We start from the raw sequence: 19,506 nt of genomic DNA, 5'->3' as shown, positions 1-19,506 counted from the left end.
TGTAAGAGTCATTATAAGGCCGTTCAGTATCCCAGCATCAGTCTGCGGCCTAAGACAAACATGCTGTCAGAAAGGCTAAGTATTATGCAGTTACCCCTTTTCCCGCTCAGGCTCTACGTCTTGCCGGGAGGCGTCAGTAAACTGAGAATCTTTGAGCCCCGTTATACCCGTTTAGTGACACTGGCGATGTCCTCAGGCGATGGTTTCGGCCTGTGTATGAAAGATGGTGATTCCCTGTGCCACTTCGGCACTCGGGTCGAAATCACAGATTTTGAACAGTTACCTGACGGATTACTGGGCATCACCATACGGGGCGTCGAAAAATTTGTCATTAATAATCACTGGCAGGAAAAAGACGGTCTGAGATTTGGTGAGGTCAGTGCCATCAGAAACTGGACACCCAGCTCGACGCGGTTCATCGACAAGCCCATCGCCAACAGCCTGGAAGCCTTGTTTGATGAATATCCTGATTATGCTGCGAATTACCCGGATCCTGATTTTTCCGATATGGCCTGGGTCTGCCAGCGATGGCTGGAAATACTGCCTTTAGAAACCAATCAAAAACAATGGTTTATGAGCAGAAATGATCATCGTGCTGCACTGTCGTTTCTGCACAATGTGATCGATGAAGAGCTCAGACACGACGATTTATAACGCAAGTGATCAACCTCGCCCCTCTCGGGCTAACCGCTGATCGACCATGCGGCGATAAACAGCGGATAATAGCTGCCGGATGCCGGGAAGCCCCATCAACCAGGCCACAGGCCGCAGCCACCAGATTTGCTTCAGCAGCAGTATGTAGGCATCCATTTCTTTGTGGACTGCGCCGTTGCAGTCCTGAACGTGCAGCTCTCTCAGCGCCTCAGAGGGCTCAATACCCATGGCTGCCAAGGCTTCATCTTTGCCGGTAATGTCGTACCATTCGACAAGATCCGGGTGCTTCCCCAGCCAGGACTCATACCATTTCCGGTCGCGGACACAGGTCGGGCAGGCGCCGTCATAAAACACAGTGATTTTGCTCGTTTTCATGAAGGTTCTCCTTGTCGCCGGGTGCTTACTTTCAGTCTGGCTGATCGTGAGTAATCAGCATAAAAAACGCAGCGAACGGGTCATTCGCTGCGTAATGCATTGCCGACTTTTCGGGCAGTGGCTAGCCTTCTTCAATCAGTTTCACCAGCAGATGACCGTCATACATCGCCTGCTTCACCAGCGCCGCAGCAGGCATGGTCGCCTGCGTGTAAAAACTGGTTTCTTCAATACGCAGATCCTGGCTATAAACCGGCAAAGACTGGCTCTTCACACATTCCATGATCGCAGGATACAACACAGATTTGGCCTGATTGAATTCACCGCCAATCAGTACTTTCTCAGGGTTGAACAGATTGACCATAATGGCAATCGCCCGGCCTAAGTGGAAACCCAGCTCAGTGATCACCTGATAAGCCAGCGGATCGCCCTGAACGGCAGCCTCGCAAATAGTCTCGATCGTCAGTTCTTTGCCGTATAAGGATGACGCCTCACCCAGGGCCAGACGGGATTTCACCTGCTGTCTGACGGCCTGCAGACTGGCAACCGTTTCCAGGCATCCTTTGTTGCCACAATAGCAGGGCAGGCCATCAGGCTGAATCTGAATATGGCCAAGCTCACCGATGTTTCCGATCCGGCCCTGCAGCACCTTGTTGTCCAGGATAATGCCCGCCCCGACACCATGATGAATGGAGATCAGAATAGAGTTCGCGACATCTTTGGCATTGCCGAACAATTGCTCAGCCAGTGCCCAGGAACGGGTATCGTTGCCGATAAACACCGGCAGGCCCGTCGCTTCATGAATTGCCGGGCCTAACGGCAAATCTTTCACCTCATAGTGCGGCATTTGCAGCACCATGCCTTTGTCGGAATTGACCAGACCCGGTAAAGACACCGCTATGGCAGTTATCCGATCCAACTGTTTCGCGTGGCGGGCAAAAAAGGATTCAATTTCATCCAGCAGCTTCTGCAACACATCATTTTGCGCCAGTTCTTCAATATCCTGCCGCTCTTCAAACAGAATATCGCCGCCCTGCTCATGCAAGGCGATCGTCAGGTAACCCCGACCAAGACGAATGCCTAAAAATTGCCAGCCATCATTATCGGGCACTAAGCCAATGGCCGGACGGCCACGGTTACCTGATTCCTGAATTTCTGCTTCTTTGATCAGATGCCCGTCAAACAGTTCGCGGGTGATTTTGGTGATACTGGCTGGCGCTAACTGGCTCTTTTTCGACAGCTCAATACGGGAAATAGGCCCATACTGATCGATAAGTTTGTAGACGCTTCCGGCATTGTTTCGTTTGATATGATCGATATGACCGGGTTGAGCGACATACATGCTCTGAATCCTCAAAGGTTAACGAATACGCAAGAAGTTGAATTTTTTTACTTTGCGAAGTAATTGTGAAGCCCCTTGTGCCAAGGACGTGAACCCAGTCACGACCCGCCTGTCCCTTTTGACCTTCGCTTTACCGGGCCGGGCAAACAAACCACATGATTGAAAGGTATGTGGTTCTAGAGACAAGGGCGCAGGGTTCTGACATAATACGCGCCCTTTGAGGTTCAGGGTATAAAAAACCCTTTTCGCGTTAACTTGCATGATTGTTTTGAGGTCAGCCGTGTACAAAATCAACGAAATCTTTGAAACCATCCAGGGTGAAGGTGTTTTCACAGGCGTGCCGGCTATCTTTGTCCGTCTGCAAGTCTGCCCGGTCGGCTGTGCCTGGTGTGACACGAAACAAACCTGGAGCGCCGAACCTCAGGATGAAGTGAACGTCGGCGCGATGCTTGCCAAACAGGGCGACTCTCCCAGCTGGACGGCTCTGGATGCCAGCGGCGTTGTCGACCTGCTGATTGAGCAGGGCTACACTGCAAGGCATGTCGTCATTACCGGTGGCGAACCTTGTCTGTATGACTTACGCCCGCTGACAGAACAGCTCGAAGCCAAGGGTTTCCGTTGCCAGATTGAAACCAGCGGGACTTACGAGGTACTGGCGACAGAGAATACCTGGGTGACGGTTTCTCCAAAAATTAACATGAAAGGCAAACTGCCGGTGCTGCCTGGTGCCCTGTCTCGCGCAAATGAAATCAAACATCCTGTCGGCACGCAAAAAGATATCGACCAGTTGGATGCGCTGTTAGTCGGTGTACCGCTACAGAGCAATGTCACCATCGCCCTGCAGCCCATCAGCCAGAAAGCCAGAGCCACCGAACTGTGCATTCAAACCTGCATTGCCCGTAACTGGCGTCTGTCTGTCCAGACACACAAATACCTGTCGATTGCCTGATTACGCTGACACTTCAGCCTGACCCGCATTTGGGTTGTCTCAATTCTTAGATGCCGTCTCAAGGGATGAGACGGCCCGTCGGGTTTTACATTTCCCTGCCTGCCGCTTACCTATACTCAGCCCAAACACCGAAACCAATCGGGCCACACATGACTGGCCTTGAGATTGGTACAACACGTGCTGCATTGAGTATTCAGGGGAAATGTTATGCGCACTTATCTGATGATTGGCCTGAGCCTGTTTCTGGCTGGCCTGCTTTCTGCGTGCGGTGGCGGCGGAGACGATGTGGGTATTCAACCTGCAGAACTGCCCCCCGTCAAAACCAAATTTACCGTCACGGTCGACCTGCCTGCGGGTTTGATGACCGCACAACAAGGCGTGAGCTGGCGCCCTGTCAGCCAGGCTTACGCAGCCACACCAGAGTTATATCAGGACAACTTTGCCGTCCTGTTTATTAATCAGCAGGGCAAAGTCATGGGTCAGGGTGACATCACCAGCTTTGCGATGACAGACGGCAACTACAGTATTGAAGCGCAGGTGCCCCTGCTGCTGCATGGCGTACTGGTGCTGGATCTCAACGGTGTGCCGCAATTTGCTATCGGTGATGACTTACCGACCAACCTTTTCATGACACCGTTAACCGACACAGAGATCGCCCTGTCCCTGAAAACCACCCTCGCCTACCGTGCGTTGATCAAACGGGTCGCCACAGACGGCCACTGGGGCATCTTCAGTGAAACTGTCAGTGACCCCAGTAATATCGATGTTCGCAATGCTGGCGATTTCGTCAATGAACTGGCAGATGAGCTGAGTGTCACCCTGATCCCCAAACTCGGCCTTAATGGCGTCAGCCTGAGCAATCTGATGTCGCTCAGCATCGTCAACGATATCCTTGAAGGCATCATGACCCGAAAATACACCGAGCTGACGGCGCAAAAAGACGAAATAGCCACCATCTTCAATTCGGGTTTCTGGCGCCTGGCCAGCCACAGCTCAAACACAGGCAGCACCCTGGAAGCTGACATGATGGACTACAACAGCCCGGATACCGCCACCAATGAAACCCGCCAGATCGACTGGCGCTGGACCAAAAACGGCGAGAGCGACATTTCGCTGACGGAAGATTTCACTTACCTCAGCGAACAGGGGCTGGTTCAGTTCGACAGCAAAGACGATGCGATCAAGGGCCAGATCCTGACCTCAAGCGGCTGGAAAGATCTGTACGAGTATTTCAAAGTGCTGATTTCTTCCAGCAGCACCGCCAGCATGACAGATGCCGGACTCGAAGAAGCCGATGGCCGCAACATCACCATGCGGGTCAACAGCTATTCACTGTCTGGTCTGAAAATGCATGATTTTCTCACCACCAAAGAAAACCATTTCATGACCCGTTACGTGCCCGCCGACACCACCTTTGGTGAAGCCGCCAAAGGCTACTATTTCACCTGGAATCCGGTGGCCACCCGAATGTTGCTGTGTAACACGCAGGTCGGTGGCGACGAATGCACTGTGGCGCCCAGAGACAATCCGACCGTTCCTTATACGTCCCTTGAGGACATGGTGTCGGTAGAAGGCGCTGGCAGTATTGAGCAGGTCAACGGTTATCATCTGACCGATAACGTGGTGGTGGAGTTAGTGCTGAATGGCACCCATCAGGCCAACTATTGGGTCAATGTCGGCGGTGATGACTGGATGGTGGTTGAAACCGGTATCTGGGGCGCGGTGTCTTCACTGGGCAAAGAGATGTTCCAGTTCGCCGTGCCTGATGTCATCAAACAGCTGGCGAACCACTATCCGTTTGATACGCCCTATTTATTTTTAGTCGTCGAACAAGGTGCGGTGCATCAGGGTCAGGCGATTCTGAAAGACACCGACTACCATTTCGCCGGCTTTAATCACGCCGCCAAAGAAGAGATTTATGCGGTCACTTCCCGTGACAATCTGCCGGCTTTTGGCGACTGCAGCTTTGGTAATACTTCCCCGGCCACTGAAGATCAGTTCCTCAATTCCGTGACCGAATGTGGCGGCGATGAGCGTTTCGTCACCGACAGCGTCAACAGCCTGGTTGATCAGCATCTGGTGCAAATCTCCACTGACCCGGGCTCGCTGGGCGAGCTGGAAACCCTGATCCTGAAAAGCGACAACACCTGGGAGTATTACCTCAATACCGTCTTGCAACCGGGCAGCAGCAACCGCAGCTGGCAGTTAAATGACAACGGCTTTCTGCGCCTGACTGAAAACAGCAATGATACCTTCAGCGATTACCAGCTCTGGGCGCTCACCCACAAGAAATATCAGGATCGGCCGATTCTTGCCGTCAAGTATTTCAGCCAGACCGACATCGGCGGAGCCAACACCAGTGTGATTGACAACCTGATGACCAAGCAATATGTCCCTGACACCCTGGTTGCCTGCACGGCCAGCGATTCTGGCTGGAACAGCGGAACACAAATGCCTGCAACGGCACGCACCAGGGCAGCCTTCACCAGTCAGGCGGCCAGCTGCACCGTCAGCTGGGAAGGCAGAACCCCCCGCTTCACCCAAAGCATGCTGGCCGGTAAGGCGCTGACGTTCAGCGATACCTCGCGTCATTTGGTCCTGAATGCGCAGGCCGACAGTCAGAGCGGCTTTCAGACCGGTCGTTACAAAGACAGTGACGGCTGTGGGTTTGACATCCCGATCCGCTGGAAACTGGAAGCCGATGGCACGCTGTACTACGAAAATGCCATGGCCCAATCGGAGATCGACGCGGTGTTCAGCAACGGCGCCAAACGATTCCCAACCGGCAATTTCAAAGAGTGGATTAAGGTCTCTGATACCGATGGCCTGACATTCACGGTTAAAGGCTTCAATCATTTCACCCGCTGGCAGAGTGCGACACCGGCGCTGGGTGCAGACGACGGCGAAATGTGGAGCGATGTGGTAGCGCTGATCCCGGCAGCGAATGTGCCCGCTGTGACAGTGCAGACACCCACGGAAGCTCCGCTGCCAGACAGCCCATACCCCGGCACCATCTTAAGAGACGGAGAATCGTGCGACTTAACACCACCAGCGACACCCACACCTTAAGATCAACTCTCGCTGGCGGCCGGAAAACGGTCGCCAGCATTGCCGCAGCGATTATTTAATCGACACAAAACACAACACAATGTGATTATTTCCCATCAGGTAGCGCATCAAGGCTTGATGCTTGTGTCAAGACAGGTAATATTGCTGTTTTGGACAGTAAATTAAGCACAGCACTCAGTCGTGCCTAAACGGAGAATAATGACATCATGACTTACGCGCCTGTTTCAGACGTACTGAGCGGTAAGATTGCGGTTGACAGTGAGATCACTGTACGCGGTTGGATCCGTTCACGTCGGGATTCCAAAGCCGGAATCTCTTTCCTTGCCCTCTATGACGGCTCTTGTTTCGACCCGATTCAGGCCGTGGTCCCGAATGCACTGAATAATTACCAGGAAGAAGTTCTGAAACTGACCACTGGCTGTTCCGTGGAAGTCACGGGCAAAGTGGTTGAATCTCCGGCTCAGGGCCAGGACTTCGAACTGGCAGCGACTGAGGTGAAAGTGGTTGGCTGGGTTGATGACCCTGACACCTACCCAATGGCGAAAACACGCCACTCGATTGAGTACCTGCGTGAAGTGGCCCACCTGCGTCCGCGTACCAATGTGATTGGCGCGGTTGCCCGTGTGCGTAACTGTCTGTCTCAGGCCATTCACCGCTTCTATCACGAGCAGGGTTACTTCTGGGTCTCTGCCCCGCTGATCACTGCCGCTGACGCAGAAGGTGCCGGTGAGATGTTCCGCGTGTCTACGCTGGATCTGGAAAACCTGCCACGTACCGAACAAGGCAATGTCGATTTCAACGAAGATTTCTTCGGCAAAGAGACTTTCCTGACGGTTTCCGGCCAGCTGAACGCTGAAGCCTACGCCTGTGCCCTGAGCAAAGTGTACACTTTCGGCCCGACTTTCCGTGCTGAAAACTCCAACACCAGCCGTCACCTGGCTGAGTTCTGGATGGTTGAACCAGAAGTGGCATTCGCGGATCTGAACGATGTCGCTAAACTGGCAGAAGACATGCTGAAGTATGTGTTCAAAGCCGTGCTGGCTGAGCGCCGCGATGATCTGGAATTCTTCGCACAGCGCATCAACAAAGAAGCGATCACCCGTCTGGAAAAATTCGTTGACTCTGATTTTGCTCAGGTGGATTACACAGATGCGATTGAGATCCTGAAAGCGTCCGGCCGTCAGTTCGAGTTCGACGTTGAGTGGGGCATCGACCTGTCTTCCGAGCACGAACGTTATCTGGCCGAAGAGCACTTTAACGCGCCTGTTATCGTGAAGAACTACCCGAAAGACATCAAAGCCTTCTACATGCGACTGAACGAAGACGGCAAGACGGTCGCGGCCATGGATGTTCTGGCACCAGGCATTGGTGAAATCATTGGTGGTGCGCAACGTGAAGAGCGTCTGGAGATTCTTGATCAGCGCATGCGTGCCATGAACATCGACCCGGAAGATATGAACTGGTACCGCGATCTGCGCCGTTACGGCACAGTGCCGCATGCCGGTTTCGGCCTGGGCTTTGAGCGTCTGGTTTCTTACGTCACCGGTGTGGCGAACGTCCGCGACGTGATTCCATTCCCACGGACACCGCGTTCCGCGAACTTCTAATCCGTCATATATTCGGCTGATAGTTCAAACCCTGCCTGCTTTCGCTCGCAGGGTTTTTTCTTGCCTAGTCGACCATCTTTTCATCATTTAAGACAAGATTCAGACAAACAGTGGCCGTTATAGCGTAATGGTACGCTTCCGATTAAATGTTCATTCAGAATAGACGCACTCTTTATATGGAATTATGTCATCCGAGCCATCTGACTGACTCAGTGCAAAAATATACTCTGCGGACATAGATAATAATCGCTGATTTCAGCTTTGCTTACTTTTTCTGCCACTAAATTTGCATTCCTTGAGGAAATTCAAATCCCCGCCATTTGCCTTATGCGGTTAAATCTCCCTCATCTAGAGTTGAGTCAGACGTGATACATAATGAAAAGAACTGCTCACAGTTCAACAATGCTGCCATCTATTGCGTGACGAAGAGGGACAATTCATGCGTAAAAATCGCCAGGTCAATGACCGGGAAGTGGTGCTGGATCCGAACGCTCAGTTAGTGACCACAACAGATCTACAGGGTGTGATTACCTATGCCAATGACGAATTTGTCGAAGTCAGTGGCTACAGCTTTGACGAACTGGTTGGGCAACACCACAACATTATCCGCCACCCGGACATGCCCAGAGCGGCCTTTGGTGACTTGTGGAGCCACCTGAAAGCAGAAAAACCCTGGCGCGGTATTGTCAAAAACCGCTGTAAAGACGGCAGCCATTACTGGGTGGATGCTTACGTCACCCCGCTGTACGAAAACAATCGTGTTTCCGGCTATCAATCGGTGCGCCGTAAGCCAACTCAGGACATGATCAGCACAGCGACACATGTCTATCAGCAACTGAACAATGAAAAAAATCCTTATGGGTTCCGATTATCCAGCTGGGCCAAGCTGGGACTGTCTGCCCTGCTGACCGTTTTGTGTGTTGCCTTGACGCATTTTTATCTCCCTCAGTTCGAATTCCTATCCGCTGCTGTTCCATTGATCTTCATTGCGATCCTTTGTCGGGGTGAACTATTTGCTGTACCCCGTTTTTTTCAGCAGCTATCCAGTGACTATGATGCACTCACCCGCATTGTCTACAGCGGCGACAACCTGACGTCCATTGCCGATTTCCATCTGAAATTAAACGATGCCCGACTGAAAACCGTACTGGGCCGGGTCGATGATGCAGCGCAGACCATTCGCGAAGTTACCGATGAACTCACGAATGTCACAATTTCCACCCGCGACTCCATTTCCAATCAGGACAAAGATACCCAGCATATCGCCACGTCCATTACCCAAATGTCTGCTGTCGCCACAGAAATTGCACAAAATACTCAGTTAACGACAGACAAAGTGCTCACCGCGCAGCAAAAATGCGCCAACACCACCAAAGTGTTGCAACTTACGCAAAACAATATCAATGACCTGGCCAAAGACACCGAAAACGCGGCGCAAACCGCCCAGTCACTGGTCAAAGTGTCGGAACAAATTGAAACCATGATGATGGAAATTCAAGGTATTGCTGAGCAAACCAACCTGCTGGCACTGAACGCCGCAATTGAAGCAGCACGGGCTGGCGAGCAAGGGCGGGGTTTTGCTGTCGTGGCCGATGAAGTGCGCGCCCTATCGCAGCGTACCCACGGTGCGACTGAAAATATTAAAACCAGCATTGTTAATATCAACGCCACCCTGAACCAATGGCAGGCAACCTCTTCCGAGAGTATTGAAAAGACCCGACAATGTGTCACCCATACCAATGACACGGCAGCCAGTATTCTGGAAGTAGTGTCCATGGTGGATGAAATTGCTGACATTTCAACGCAAATTGCCGCAGCGGCGGAGGAACAAGGCACTGTGGCTCAGGAGATCAGCAACAACGTTCATCAGATTTCTACCTCCTCGTCTGAAAACCTTGTGATGATGTCACGCATGGAACAGGCCGCAAGCCAGATGCGCGAAAAAGTGGCGTCTCTGGAAGGCATGAGTAAATCTTTCGGTTAACCCTTTTCCCCTGAAAAAGCAGTGCTCTACCCGACCACTGCCGTGAAATCCCAAGGCCGCATTACGGCCTTTTTTTTATGGTTGCAATTGAGATGAGCAATATTGTCCAAGCAATCAGTACACGTTTTGTTTAACCTGTCTTTATGCCATCACTCAGGAAGACACATATTTATCTTGCGTGGCTTCATCAAGCCTGAATAGTAAATTTAACCTTTTACTCTCTCATACCAATAAATAACTGATTTTTCATCCAAACCGCGGCGCTGATATCAAAGCCCCCTTAATAAAAGGGGGCTTTGCATCAGTAACCACACACGTGATTCAGTATCCTGAAACAGCGTGCAGCTAGACCGTTCCATCTACCTGTAGCGTGAATCACAACACAGTCCAGGCATCCTGCCACGCTGTGCCTGTACCCGGCGCATAGGCCCAGGCAGCGCCGCTGCACCAGGCTGAGTACGGATAAGGCTTACACTGATAATCCACGCCTCCGGCACTGACTTTATCGCCGGCAGCATAGGCCGTGCCTGCTTCGTACGCCGGGTAATCCCCCGGGATCACAGGCTCTGCCGGATCTGTGATTTCCTCAGGATCCGTCGGTTCAGACGGGTCAACCGGCACAACAGGTTCTGTCGTCTCACCCGTACAGCTGGCATTGCCAACCACAGTCCATGGTCCCCACTGCTCAGCACCCGGCTCATTGCCCTGGGTCCACCACTGTGCTTGCCACGTTTGACCGGCAAAGACCACAGTATCACCAGCGACATACACAGCCGTGGCTGACCAGCTTTGCGCACAGATTTCCCCGGCTGGCTGAACCGTCACTGTCTTGGTTGCCGTCACGCTGTTCCCGGCAGGATCAGACACAACAACCGACACAGTCACAGGCGTTTCAACCGTCACGACCGGCGCGGTAAATGTGGCTGAACGCTGATCCGGGCTGATTTGCAGTGTCAGATCATTGGACACAGCCCAGCTGAGCGTCAGATCAGTGTCATCGGCATCTGAGATAGCTGCCGACACTGTGACCTCTTGCTCTGCCGTGGCTGTATCAGAGGCAGTCAGAGTCACCACAGGGGCTTGATTGTCGGACACCACCTTCGCTGTGATCACCACAAAGTCCGAGGCAGACAAGCCGGTGCTGTCTGTGACCGTCAGGGTGAACTCAAATTGCGTCTCTTCTGCGACCTCAGGAACCATCACAGTCGCCAGCGCCTGATTCGCATTTGACATGCTCAGTGCAGGACCGCTGGTTTGTACCCAGCTGTAGCTGACGATATCGTCATTGGCATCGCTCGACTGGCTGCCATCCAGCGTCACTGCCGAATTGTCACCGACCACAGTCACATCAGAACCTGCATTGGCAACCGGGGCAACCGGGGCAACCGGACCCGTGTCATCAAGGATATCCACGCCGAATTTTTCACTGACGCACTTAGCGTAATCCCCGGCGATAAATGCCGAATAAGGACCCTGATAATTCACCAGCTGACAGCGGTAGGTTTGGTTATCCGGGGTATCCGGACGCCAGCCCCAATCCTGCTCCCAGTAAATCGCCAGTGCACCGGCCCCTTCGCCGTCAAATTGCTTCATGGCGGCACACCCCAGCACCTCGTCTGCCGGGACAGGCACATTCAGGTAACTGGCAAATTCCCGGTAATAGTTAATCCGGTTCTGTGACTGAATGTGCTCGGCACTGCCGCCACACTCGACGCCACCATTAATGATCTGCGTCGTGACACCAAAGCCAGGCACCAGACCGTTGGCCAAATCCGCTGCATTCGGCTGCCAGGTGCCGTCAATCACATGCAGCATGCTGGGTTTCGGCGGCTGGGGGTAGAGATAGAAGAACACCGCACTGGCCAGATTCAGCCAGGTGTCTGCAACACGATCCGGATGCTCCAGCAGCACAGAGACATCGCCATAGATCATCTGCGAGAACGAACCGTAGTTATAGTTATAACTCAGTTGCTTCGCGCCACGGCCAAAGTAGCTTTTGTATGTACCATCAGCGTTGGTGCCGCACGGGTACGCATCCGCCTGCCAGACCCCGGGCGCACAGATGCCGTAGCCGCCGGACATCTCTTCCGTCCAGCCTACTTCGCGCAAATAAAGCAGCCCCTGACGCCACTCCGGATTCGCGCTGTAACTGTTATGACCGCCGGTTTCCTGGGTAAAATGCGCGAACATAGTCGCCAGAGATTTGCGGCAGATCGCATCAGCATCGCGGCCATCAGAATAGTTGCCGCAGAAGGCAGGGAATTTCCCTATCCCTTTCAAAAAGTTCAGGTAAGTGTACTTTTCATTTCGTTCAGGAAACAGGAACTGCCAGTCGGACTCACTGACTATCCTTTCTACCCGCTTGACATTATCCGGATTGCTGCCTGCGCCGACCGTAATGGCTTCAACCGTTGCATTATCCAGCGTGCGAATCGCATCCCTGACCAGTTGCAGCCCCTCCGGCTGAGCCGCAATAATGGCCGCCTCATCGGCGTTGACTTCACTTTGAGTCAGCGTATACGCCTGAGCACCCGCCGTGCTCAGGCCGATAACGAGCCCAGCCAGGCTCGTCAGGTAACGTTCTTTTTGCTTTTTCATCTCGTATCCTTACAGTTTGATCCAGGCATCTTGCCAGGCTGACCCTACACCCGGCTCGTAGGCCCAGGCAGCACCGGCGCACCAGGCTGAATAAGGGTAAGGTTTACATTCATAGTCACTGCCGAGATTGGACACGCGATCGCCTGCGCCATAGTTCTCACCTGCCTGATAGGCGGAATAAGCACCCGGCTCCACAGGATCGGTCGGATCTGTTGGTGTTTCTGGATCAACAGGCTCAACCGGGACGACCACAGTGCCGGCACAGCCGGAACTGCCGGTTTCTTCCCACGGTCCCCATTGTTCTGCGCCGGGCACATTGTTCTGCGTCCACCACTTGGCTTTCCAGGTTTTGCCGTCGTAACTGACCACATCCCCGGCGTTGTAAACCGCCGTTGCCTGCCAGGCATCGCTGCATACCTGGCTGTCGTCGGTGACAGTCACGGTTCGCTCTGCCTCAGCACTCAGTCCATCAGCATCTGACACGCTGTAAGTCAGGACATAGCTGCCAATCGTATTGACGTCGACCTGGCCCGACACAGTGACAGATGCCGTTAAATCACCGTCTTCCTCGTCAGAGGCCGACACGCCCGCCAGCGGATCAAACACTTCACCCTGCAGGACAATCACATCGCTGACACCGCTCAGCACGGGCGCACTGTTATAAACCGTTACCAAGCGGGCAGCCGAGGTTTGATTGCCATCGCTGTCGGTCACTGTGTAAGTCAGTGAATACGCCCCTGTGATTGCTGTATTTACTGTGCCCTGAACCACCACGACTTGCGTCAGAGAACCATCTTCCGCATCAGTGGCCGACACACCTGCCATGGCATCAAACTGGCCGCCAACCGGCACGCGAATATCTTCCACCCCGCTCAGTACCGGTTTGCCGTCCGGCACTGGCACCGTCTGACTGTGTACGAATGGTCCGTAATTTTTAGCAAACTGGCCATTGTACTGCTGACCTGAGGCATTGGTGCCCACATCCCAGTTAACCGACCAGGTCATCACACCTTTTAACGGCTGGCCCTGCGCTTTCATGCGGTCAAATGCTCGGTAAAGATCAGCCGGATTCTGAATAAACCCGGTTGCAGCGGCATCAATATTAGACGGAATACCAAAGACCAGTTTTTCGGCCGGAATTTGCGTGAAACCGCGTGTTCCGTTTGCCAGTGAGTCCGCCATATAGAAAATGAAGTCTTCTTTAACCGCATCGTTACTCTGCGCCAGCCAGCCAACACCGTCGACCCAGACGCCATCACCCCCCTGGTTGTAGAACTGCGGGTTAATATAGTCGTAATAGCCTTCCAGCCCTTTCAGGTAAGGCGTGTATTTGCCGGATGCAGTCAGATAAGGAAACTCGGGCGCCATAGTGATGACAAAATGCTGGCCCGCCTGCTGGTAATGATCTTTAACCATGCGCAGCGCTGCCGGAATCACCGTCTGGTTATCGCTGGCATCGACAGCGGCTTGCTCCAGATCGATATCCACACCATCAAAACCGTAGGTATCAACCAGGCGGATAATCTCATCGGCAAAAGCAACTTCATCACCGGCTTTTAATTCAATGTGTGCATCCGCGCCACCCAATGCCAGCAACACCGAGCGGCCCTGCGCATTCAGTGCACTGATCTGGCTGATGAATTCGGCGTCAGACAGGCCAATATTCGGGTCAAGCTTAAAGGTGGGAATCCGGCCTTCGCTGACGTCATACACTTTCATGAAGGACACATTCACCACGTTATAGTCACTGGCAACGTCAGACAGGGGCAGACACGGCGCATTGCCACCCTGATAACCCCTTCCGTCGCACCAGTTGTGCCAGTAACCGACCAGCACAGTACCGTCTTGTGCGACAAGTTCACTGCTGTCAGCCACGGCTGGTTGTGTCATGAATCCGAGCGCTGTTAACACAGCAAAAGCGGCGGGTTTTGCTTTAAAAATGGTTGGCATTGATTTTCCTTTTTCCTTATTGTCCACCAATTCAGACAGGTTGATTGAAAATTATCCACCTCAATTATTAGCAGAGCAAAATATGTCGGTGTTAATTTTTTTACCTCAGAAAAAAAGATTACCAATAGTGAATGTCAACACTGTCAGGGTAAATGTCATAATTAGCTTTTGATTCCAAAAAATGACAAGAAATAAAGGAAATGATTTTTAATTCATTGATGATATGAATTAAAAGGCAACTAATTATTTTATTTTTTATTAATTTATAACCTGTTCATTGAGGTGTATATGTGTACACCAGATGGAAACTAACAGGACACAATAACGTGCCTGATTTTTCTGACAGCATGAACAGCCAGAAACATTTGTGCGGTTACGGGCTAATTACAGATTTTAACTTCGTTGAATGCACCTGCATAAAACAAGTAATAGTAAACAAATGAATGTGCGGGGATAGTGGGTATCTTAGATAATTGGGCCGAATGGATTAGTAATATCCCCTGAAGTTGCGTAAACCAACGATATCAACATAAGACACTAATATAAAACAGTTTTTCTTGCCTTCCTTGATTGTTCACACCCGTTTTTAATTGCCCCTTTTTTGTCCCCATAGTTTCAGGTCAAACAGGTGACAAAGCCAGAGCCAGATTTCATTAGATTTTCCTGTCTTACCTTTGTAAGACTTATCCCGCCCAAAATAGACTTCTAACAAGGCTCTGGACAGAAATGAGCTAGAGTTTCTGTTCTAGCTCGCCGAACTGAGATTAGTAAAAGTATCTTGAAGCCTTAAACGCTTTTTAAGTGCCTTTACTATATGTAGTTGTAGGTATTAGCTTTGGAATCAGTTACTCCCGCAATACCAACTTCTACCAGACCTTTCTGCATAGCTTTATATATAGTTAAAAAGCTTGGGTATTTAAGAAGCTTCATTCTCTTGATGCGAGTTCGATTACAACCTTTTAAGAGTTCTCTCCTTGATACGTTAAAAGGGAAAATATGATTTCGAGGCTGACGATGAAATGCAAGAAGAATCGCACGGTGTCGCACAGCTTTAAAAATGGCATTGACCAACCAGCCATCCAAAGACTTCATTTGAGCCTCATCGTTAATCAAAGGATAAAAACTCATTATTCCTTTAAAAAATATTCGATTACTGCGTCCACTAAGATATGCTGACAACATATCTTCAGATAGATTACCGTACATATATCGACGTATTTCACAAATGGCACTCAGTAGTGCTTCATCCTGATTGTTTGCTGGTATTTTTAGGGCTTTTAGCGGTGAAGACTTTAGAGGCTGAATCAAGTGCTTATACAAAATGTAAGATATTTCTCGTTTAATTTTTTCGACCTACGAGCCTTTGATTGAAACTTTATCAATAGATATCGAGTAACCTAAGAACTCGACTTTGTCTTTGCTTTTATGAAACTCTGATTTCATTCCATTAGGGCAAAGAATACTGATCCCCTCAGACTTTTCAGCGTTTAATGCAACGCCGACGTCTTTAGAGAAATTACTCATGATGTCTAAAGCTTTGGTGATTTTCGTATAGTCCTGTGACCATACGATAGTGTCGTCGGCATATCTAGCGAACTGTAATCCCTCTTTTTCTAGCTGTTTATCAAGTTTCCAGCAAGCCAGATTAGCTAAGAAAAGTGAAATAGATGTACCTTGAGGGATACCTCTTTCACGTCCGTTTAAGAACGCTTTAATTACAGCTCTCTCTTCTTGGCTAATGAAGAAACCATTTTTTTCGAATTGTTCGAACAAATACTGATGTGAAATCGCATCAAAAAACTTTGAAAAGTCGAATTCCGCGACAAACAACCTAGAGTTTTGAGATAACTCTACAGCAATATCCTGAATTGCAAAGTGCACATTTCGATCATCACGATAGGCATATGAAAATGAACTAAAGCGATGCTTATTCTTAGACAGCAACCGATGATAAAATAAGGTTGATATGGCTGCATCAGGAATCTGATACATTGCTACTTCTCTGTAACCTCCAGATGATTTAGCCACCTTGTTTTTCGATGGTTCAAATGGTTTATAGGTATGAGACTCGATTTTCTTGGCAATTGAATATGCTATTGTCTTAGCGTGCTTTTTTACATAAAAAGGGTCGAACTTTTTATCTTGTGACCAGTGCGGTGGTTTTGCTACCACTTTCAGGTTTGTAGGTGATGAAGACCGTTGACGCTTTCTCTCATTCTCAACATGTAATGCGTTGTGATATGCGTGGTGGCGAAGAGCTAATTTCTCTGCTTCTTTTTCAATGTACCACGTAATTTTTTCATGCAATTCCACAAATTTCTCCTAAAAAAAACCCAGCTTTCGCTGGGTTTATTCCACGGACACAACCTACGTAAAAGATAGTCACTACATACATTAGACAGATGTTTTATCCACTAACGTCCCTGCTCAGCCATCCATTAGTCAAGAGGGATAACTAAGTGGTAAGGGTGTCCGCTCACCTCTATAGGCATGCGTGGGATTTAACCATAATTATTCAACAAAGTCAATAATATGCAGGCGATTAACGCGAACCAAACGACTAAAAGCCGCCTAAATTCATACATACGCCATTTCGAATAGCTGGTGATAAGGCAAAGTTGTACTAGCGTGAGCCACTGTGACACACCATTGGGCAGAAATACGTTAGTGCAAATGAACTAACGCATTTATTTAGGGTAAGAAAAAGTATCTTGAAGCCTTAACGCTAGTATCTATTGGAGGTTTTCTTTTATCCTATCAAACCAACCACAGACCTCTTCATAAGCTCCAAGCTGTCTGAGATCCTCGACTGTGACAAGCGGGGCAGCTTTTTCGGATAGAATCCTTTTTATCGACCCTGCGCCTTCACCTGCTATTTCATTATTGCCAGCAGCCTTTAGCTCCTTCAAAAATATTGATAAATCCTTTGGAATATTCTTATGTTTCCATTCATTTTCCCAACCATCAACTAAGTCAATGAAGTCATCGTCAATAGGGTAAACTTCTTTAAACAAGCGAGGATGAATATAATTTTCTACCTCTAGCATATTGGTTAATGTAGCCCAAGAGCCTTCTCTCTGGTTAACTTGATCGACAGCAAGCTGGTACTTAAATACATCATTGTCATATATATGAACTTCAGGCTTATTCAGTTTAGCTAAATAGTTGTTATTAACCCAATGCATTAAAGTGCCACCGCCTAAGAATATCGTTAATATGCGGTCATCATTTTTCAAGTCTAGATCGAATAGTTTGCCCATATGACTAAAGAACTCAACATCAGTTGGGCCTTCCAGACAAAGGATCGTTTGCACACCTAAGTTATCTATTGAGAGCGATACGTCAGGTAACATACCTAACGTATTTGCAATAGCCTCCAAGTTTTCTTGACTCCCTTTACGAACAATAGTGGAGCCATCTACTCGATCAATAAATCGGATTTTATCTGTATTCACCAGCCCCGCCAGCGACGGGCTATGCGTAGTTGTAACCCTCCCTACTTTAATGGCAGCCTAAATTAGAGTTTTTCCTGCTTTCGTACCTTGCTAAGTATTCCCACGGGGTCAGATCATCAAGGGCATCATGAGGGCGTTCATCGTTATATTCCTTCATCCATTGTTCGGTTAACTCTCGAACTTCACTCAGCGTTTTAAAAACGTACATATCGAGAAGTTCTGTGCGATAGGTTCGATTAAAGCGCTCAATATATGAGTTCTCAGTGGGTTTTCCTGGTCGAATAAATTCAAGTTCAACTCGATTTTCTTCGGCCCATTCGGCTAACGCTGTGGAGATAAATTCTGGACCATTATCCATCCTGAGTTTGCCGGGCATCCCGCGCCACGCTGTGATACGCTCCAAAACCCGGATGACTCTTGGGGCTGGTAAATTTAAGTCCACTTCGATGGCTAACACTTCGCGGTTAAAATCATCGACAACATTAAACGTACGAAAACGTCTGCCGCAAGCCAGAGCGTCACTCATAAAATCAATCGACCAACAGCCGTTCACCCCGTCAGGACGTGCCAGCGGGACTGGCTCCCGTTTCGGTAACCGCTTTTTTCCTTTGCGCCTCATATTGAGCTTGAGTGAGCAGTAAACACGGTAAACGCGCTTGTGGTTCCATGGATATCCCCAGCGTCTGAGAACTTTAAATAACTTGCCAAAACCATAAGCAGGATATCGCTCTACGGCTTCTTGCAACTTGGCGATGACCTCATCATCTCGATGAGGGTCTGGTTGATATCGATAGACAGAATCACTGATGCCAACTGCGCGGCAGGCCATTCTGAGACTGACCCGAAATTGCTGACGAACATACTCCACGAGTTCGCGTTTAACCGCTGGCTTTACAGCTTTTTTTCCAGAATATCTTTCACAATACGATGCTCAAGGCTGAGGTCAGCGAACATCTGCTTGAGTCGGCGATTTTCATCTTCAAGCTCTTTCAGCCGCTTCACATCGGACGCTTCCATACCACCATATTTCGATTTCCAGTTGTAATAGGTAGCGTCAGAGATACCGTATTCACGACAGACTTCGTTGACCTTACGGCCAGCCTCCACTTCCTTCAGGATCTTCACGATCTGTGTTTCTGTGTAGCGTGATTTTTTCATCATGCGTTCTCCGTTTATTTCAGTGTAAACGGAAAAGCTCTAATTACTAGCGACATGTTTTTCGGGGAGGGTTACACACGTACTCAACCCCACCCGCCGCACACGCGTATGCCTGGCGGGTGACATAAGCTTTTTCAGAGATCCTCCGTAGTAACGTACTCGCCCATGAGTTTGCCAGATCGAAACGCCGCCCGTTTTAAGCCTGATAGCCCTTGCACCCATGCCTTGAACCGCTGCGTTGAAAATGACGCCAGGTAATCCCCCCTGATGCGTCCATCAATAGAAAATGATGTATTACCGCGGGAACATGGTAAAATCGTACGTTTTTTATATTTGCCCCAAATGCCCTACATTGAGCGAGCAACAGT

At 50.0% G+C, this 19,506-nt stretch carries 13 protein-coding genes; 5 read left to right on the top strand and 8 right to left on the bottom strand.

Annotation, left to right across the window (positions count from 1 at the left end):
- The first annotated feature begins 84 nt into the window (after positions 1 to 84).
- Positions 85 to 654 carry an LON peptidase substrate-binding domain-containing protein gene (locus tag LN341_RS06270; RefSeq protein ID WP_046219265.1) on the top strand — a complete coding sequence of 190 codons (570 nt, stop codon included), beginning with the start codon at positions 85 to 87 and terminating at the stop codon, positions 652 to 654.
- A gap of 9 nt (positions 655 to 663) precedes the next feature.
- Here the strand turns inward: LN341_RS06270 and LN341_RS06265 are convergent, their stop codons facing one another.
- Complete coding sequence (locus LN341_RS06265; protein WP_234204434.1) at positions 664 to 1,029, bottom strand: thiol-disulfide oxidoreductase DCC family protein; 366 nt, start codon at positions 1,027 to 1,029, stop codon at positions 664 to 666.
- Between the two features lie 121 nt (positions 1,030 to 1,150).
- Complete coding sequence (locus LN341_RS06260; RefSeq protein WP_046219267.1) at positions 1,151 to 2,368, bottom strand: ROK family protein; 1,218 nt, start codon at positions 2,366 to 2,368, stop codon at positions 1,151 to 1,153.
- Between the two features lie 280 nt (positions 2,369 to 2,648).
- On the opposite strand from LN341_RS06260, the gene queE reads away from it, so the two are divergent.
- From queE to LN341_RS06240, 4 genes are all read left to right on the top strand, one after another.
- Positions 2,649 to 3,317 carry a 7-carboxy-7-deazaguanine synthase QueE gene (gene queE, locus LN341_RS06255; protein ID WP_234204433.1) on the top strand — a complete coding sequence of 223 codons (669 nt, stop codon included), beginning with the start codon at positions 2,649 to 2,651 and terminating at the stop codon, positions 3,315 to 3,317.
- A 207-nt stretch (positions 3,318 to 3,524) separates the two neighbouring features.
- On the top strand, positions 3,525 to 6,386 hold the full coding sequence (locus LN341_RS06250) for a hypothetical protein (protein WP_234204432.1): 2,862 nt from the start codon (positions 3,525 to 3,527) through the stop codon (positions 6,384 to 6,386).
- A 206-nt stretch (positions 6,387 to 6,592) separates the two neighbouring features.
- On the top strand, positions 6,593 to 7,993 hold the full coding sequence (gene asnS, locus LN341_RS06245) for an asparagine--tRNA ligase (protein WP_234204431.1): 1,401 nt from the start codon (positions 6,593 to 6,595) through the stop codon (positions 7,991 to 7,993).
- Positions 7,994 to 8,432: 439 nt separating this feature from the next.
- Positions 8,433 to 9,977, top strand: a complete 1,545-nt coding sequence (locus tag LN341_RS06240; protein WP_234204430.1) for a PAS domain-containing methyl-accepting chemotaxis protein — start codon at positions 8,433 to 8,435, stop codon at positions 9,975 to 9,977.
- Between the two features lie 375 nt (positions 9,978 to 10,352).
- Here the strand turns inward: LN341_RS06240 and LN341_RS21845 are convergent, their stop codons facing one another.
- From LN341_RS21845 to LN341_RS06205, 6 genes are all read right to left on the bottom strand, one after another.
- The gene (locus LN341_RS21845; protein WP_304622699.1) at positions 10,353 to 12,575 is read right to left on the bottom strand and encodes a chitinase; all 2,223 of its coding nucleotides are present in this window, start codon (positions 12,573 to 12,575) and stop codon (positions 10,353 to 10,355) included.
- 9 nt (positions 12,576 to 12,584) lie between these two features.
- A complete protein-coding gene (locus LN341_RS06225) occupies positions 12,585 to 14,516 on the bottom strand; it encodes an immunoglobulin-like domain-containing protein (protein WP_370643735.1) in 1,932 nt (643 codons plus the stop codon).
- 819 nt (positions 14,517 to 15,335) lie between these two features.
- Positions 15,336 to 15,833: a hypothetical protein gene (locus LN341_RS06220; RefSeq protein WP_234204429.1), complete on the bottom strand. Its 498-nt coding sequence runs from the start codon at positions 15,831 to 15,833 to the stop codon at positions 15,336 to 15,338.
- A 45-nt stretch (positions 15,834 to 15,878) separates the two neighbouring features.
- Positions 15,879 to 16,838 carry a reverse transcriptase domain-containing protein gene (locus LN341_RS06215; RefSeq protein WP_234204428.1) on the bottom strand — a complete coding sequence of 320 codons (960 nt, stop codon included), beginning with the start codon at positions 16,836 to 16,838 and terminating at the stop codon, positions 15,879 to 15,881.
- Positions 16,839 to 17,257: 419 nt separating this feature from the next.
- Positions 17,258 to 17,980, bottom strand: coding sequence for a hypothetical protein (locus LN341_RS06210; protein WP_234204427.1), 723 nt, complete (start codon positions 17,978 to 17,980; stop codon positions 17,258 to 17,260).
- Between the two features lie 46 nt (positions 17,981 to 18,026).
- Positions 18,027 to 19,138, bottom strand: a protein-coding gene (locus LN341_RS06205) for an IS3 family transposase (protein ID WP_234204911.1) whose coding sequence is annotated in 2 segments (ribosomal slippage) — positions 18,027 to 18,886 and positions 18,886 to 19,138 — 1,113 coding nt in all. Because the reading frame shifts where the segments join, the coding sequence is not laid out codon by codon here.
- Positions 19,139 to 19,506: the final 368 nt, after the last annotated feature.

The organism is Photobacterium sp. TLY01 (assembly GCF_021432065.1).
Taxonomy (GTDB): Bacteria; Pseudomonadota; Gammaproteobacteria; order Enterobacterales; family Vibrionaceae; genus Photobacterium; species Photobacterium halotolerans_A.
This window is presented reverse-complemented; position numbering and strand designations above follow the sequence as displayed.

Bases quoted from the DNA above. Each gene is read 5' to 3' on its own strand.
- LN341_RS06270 (WP_046219265.1), top strand. From the start codon at position 85: ATGCAGTTACCCCTTTTCCCGCTCAGGCTCTACGTCTTGCCGGGAGGC.
- LN341_RS06265 (WP_234204434.1), bottom strand. From the start codon at position 1,029: ATGAAAACGAGCAAAATCACTGTGTTTTATGACGGCGCCTGCCCGACC.
- LN341_RS06260 (WP_046219267.1), bottom strand. From the start codon at position 2,368: ATGTATGTCGCTCAACCCGGTCATATCGATCATATCAAACGAAACAAT.
- LN341_RS06250 (WP_234204432.1), top strand. From the start codon at position 3,525: ATGCGCACTTATCTGATGATTGGCCTGAGCCTGTTTCTGGCTGGCCTG.
- asnS (WP_234204431.1), top strand. From the start codon at position 6,593: ATGACTTACGCGCCTGTTTCAGACGTACTGAGCGGTAAGATTGCGGTT.
- LN341_RS06240 (WP_234204430.1), top strand. From the start codon at position 8,433: ATGCGTAAAAATCGCCAGGTCAATGACCGGGAAGTGGTGCTGGATCCG.
- LN341_RS21845 (WP_304622699.1), bottom strand. From the start codon at position 12,575: ATGAAAAAGCAAAAAGAACGTTACCTGACGAGCCTGGCTGGGCTCGTT.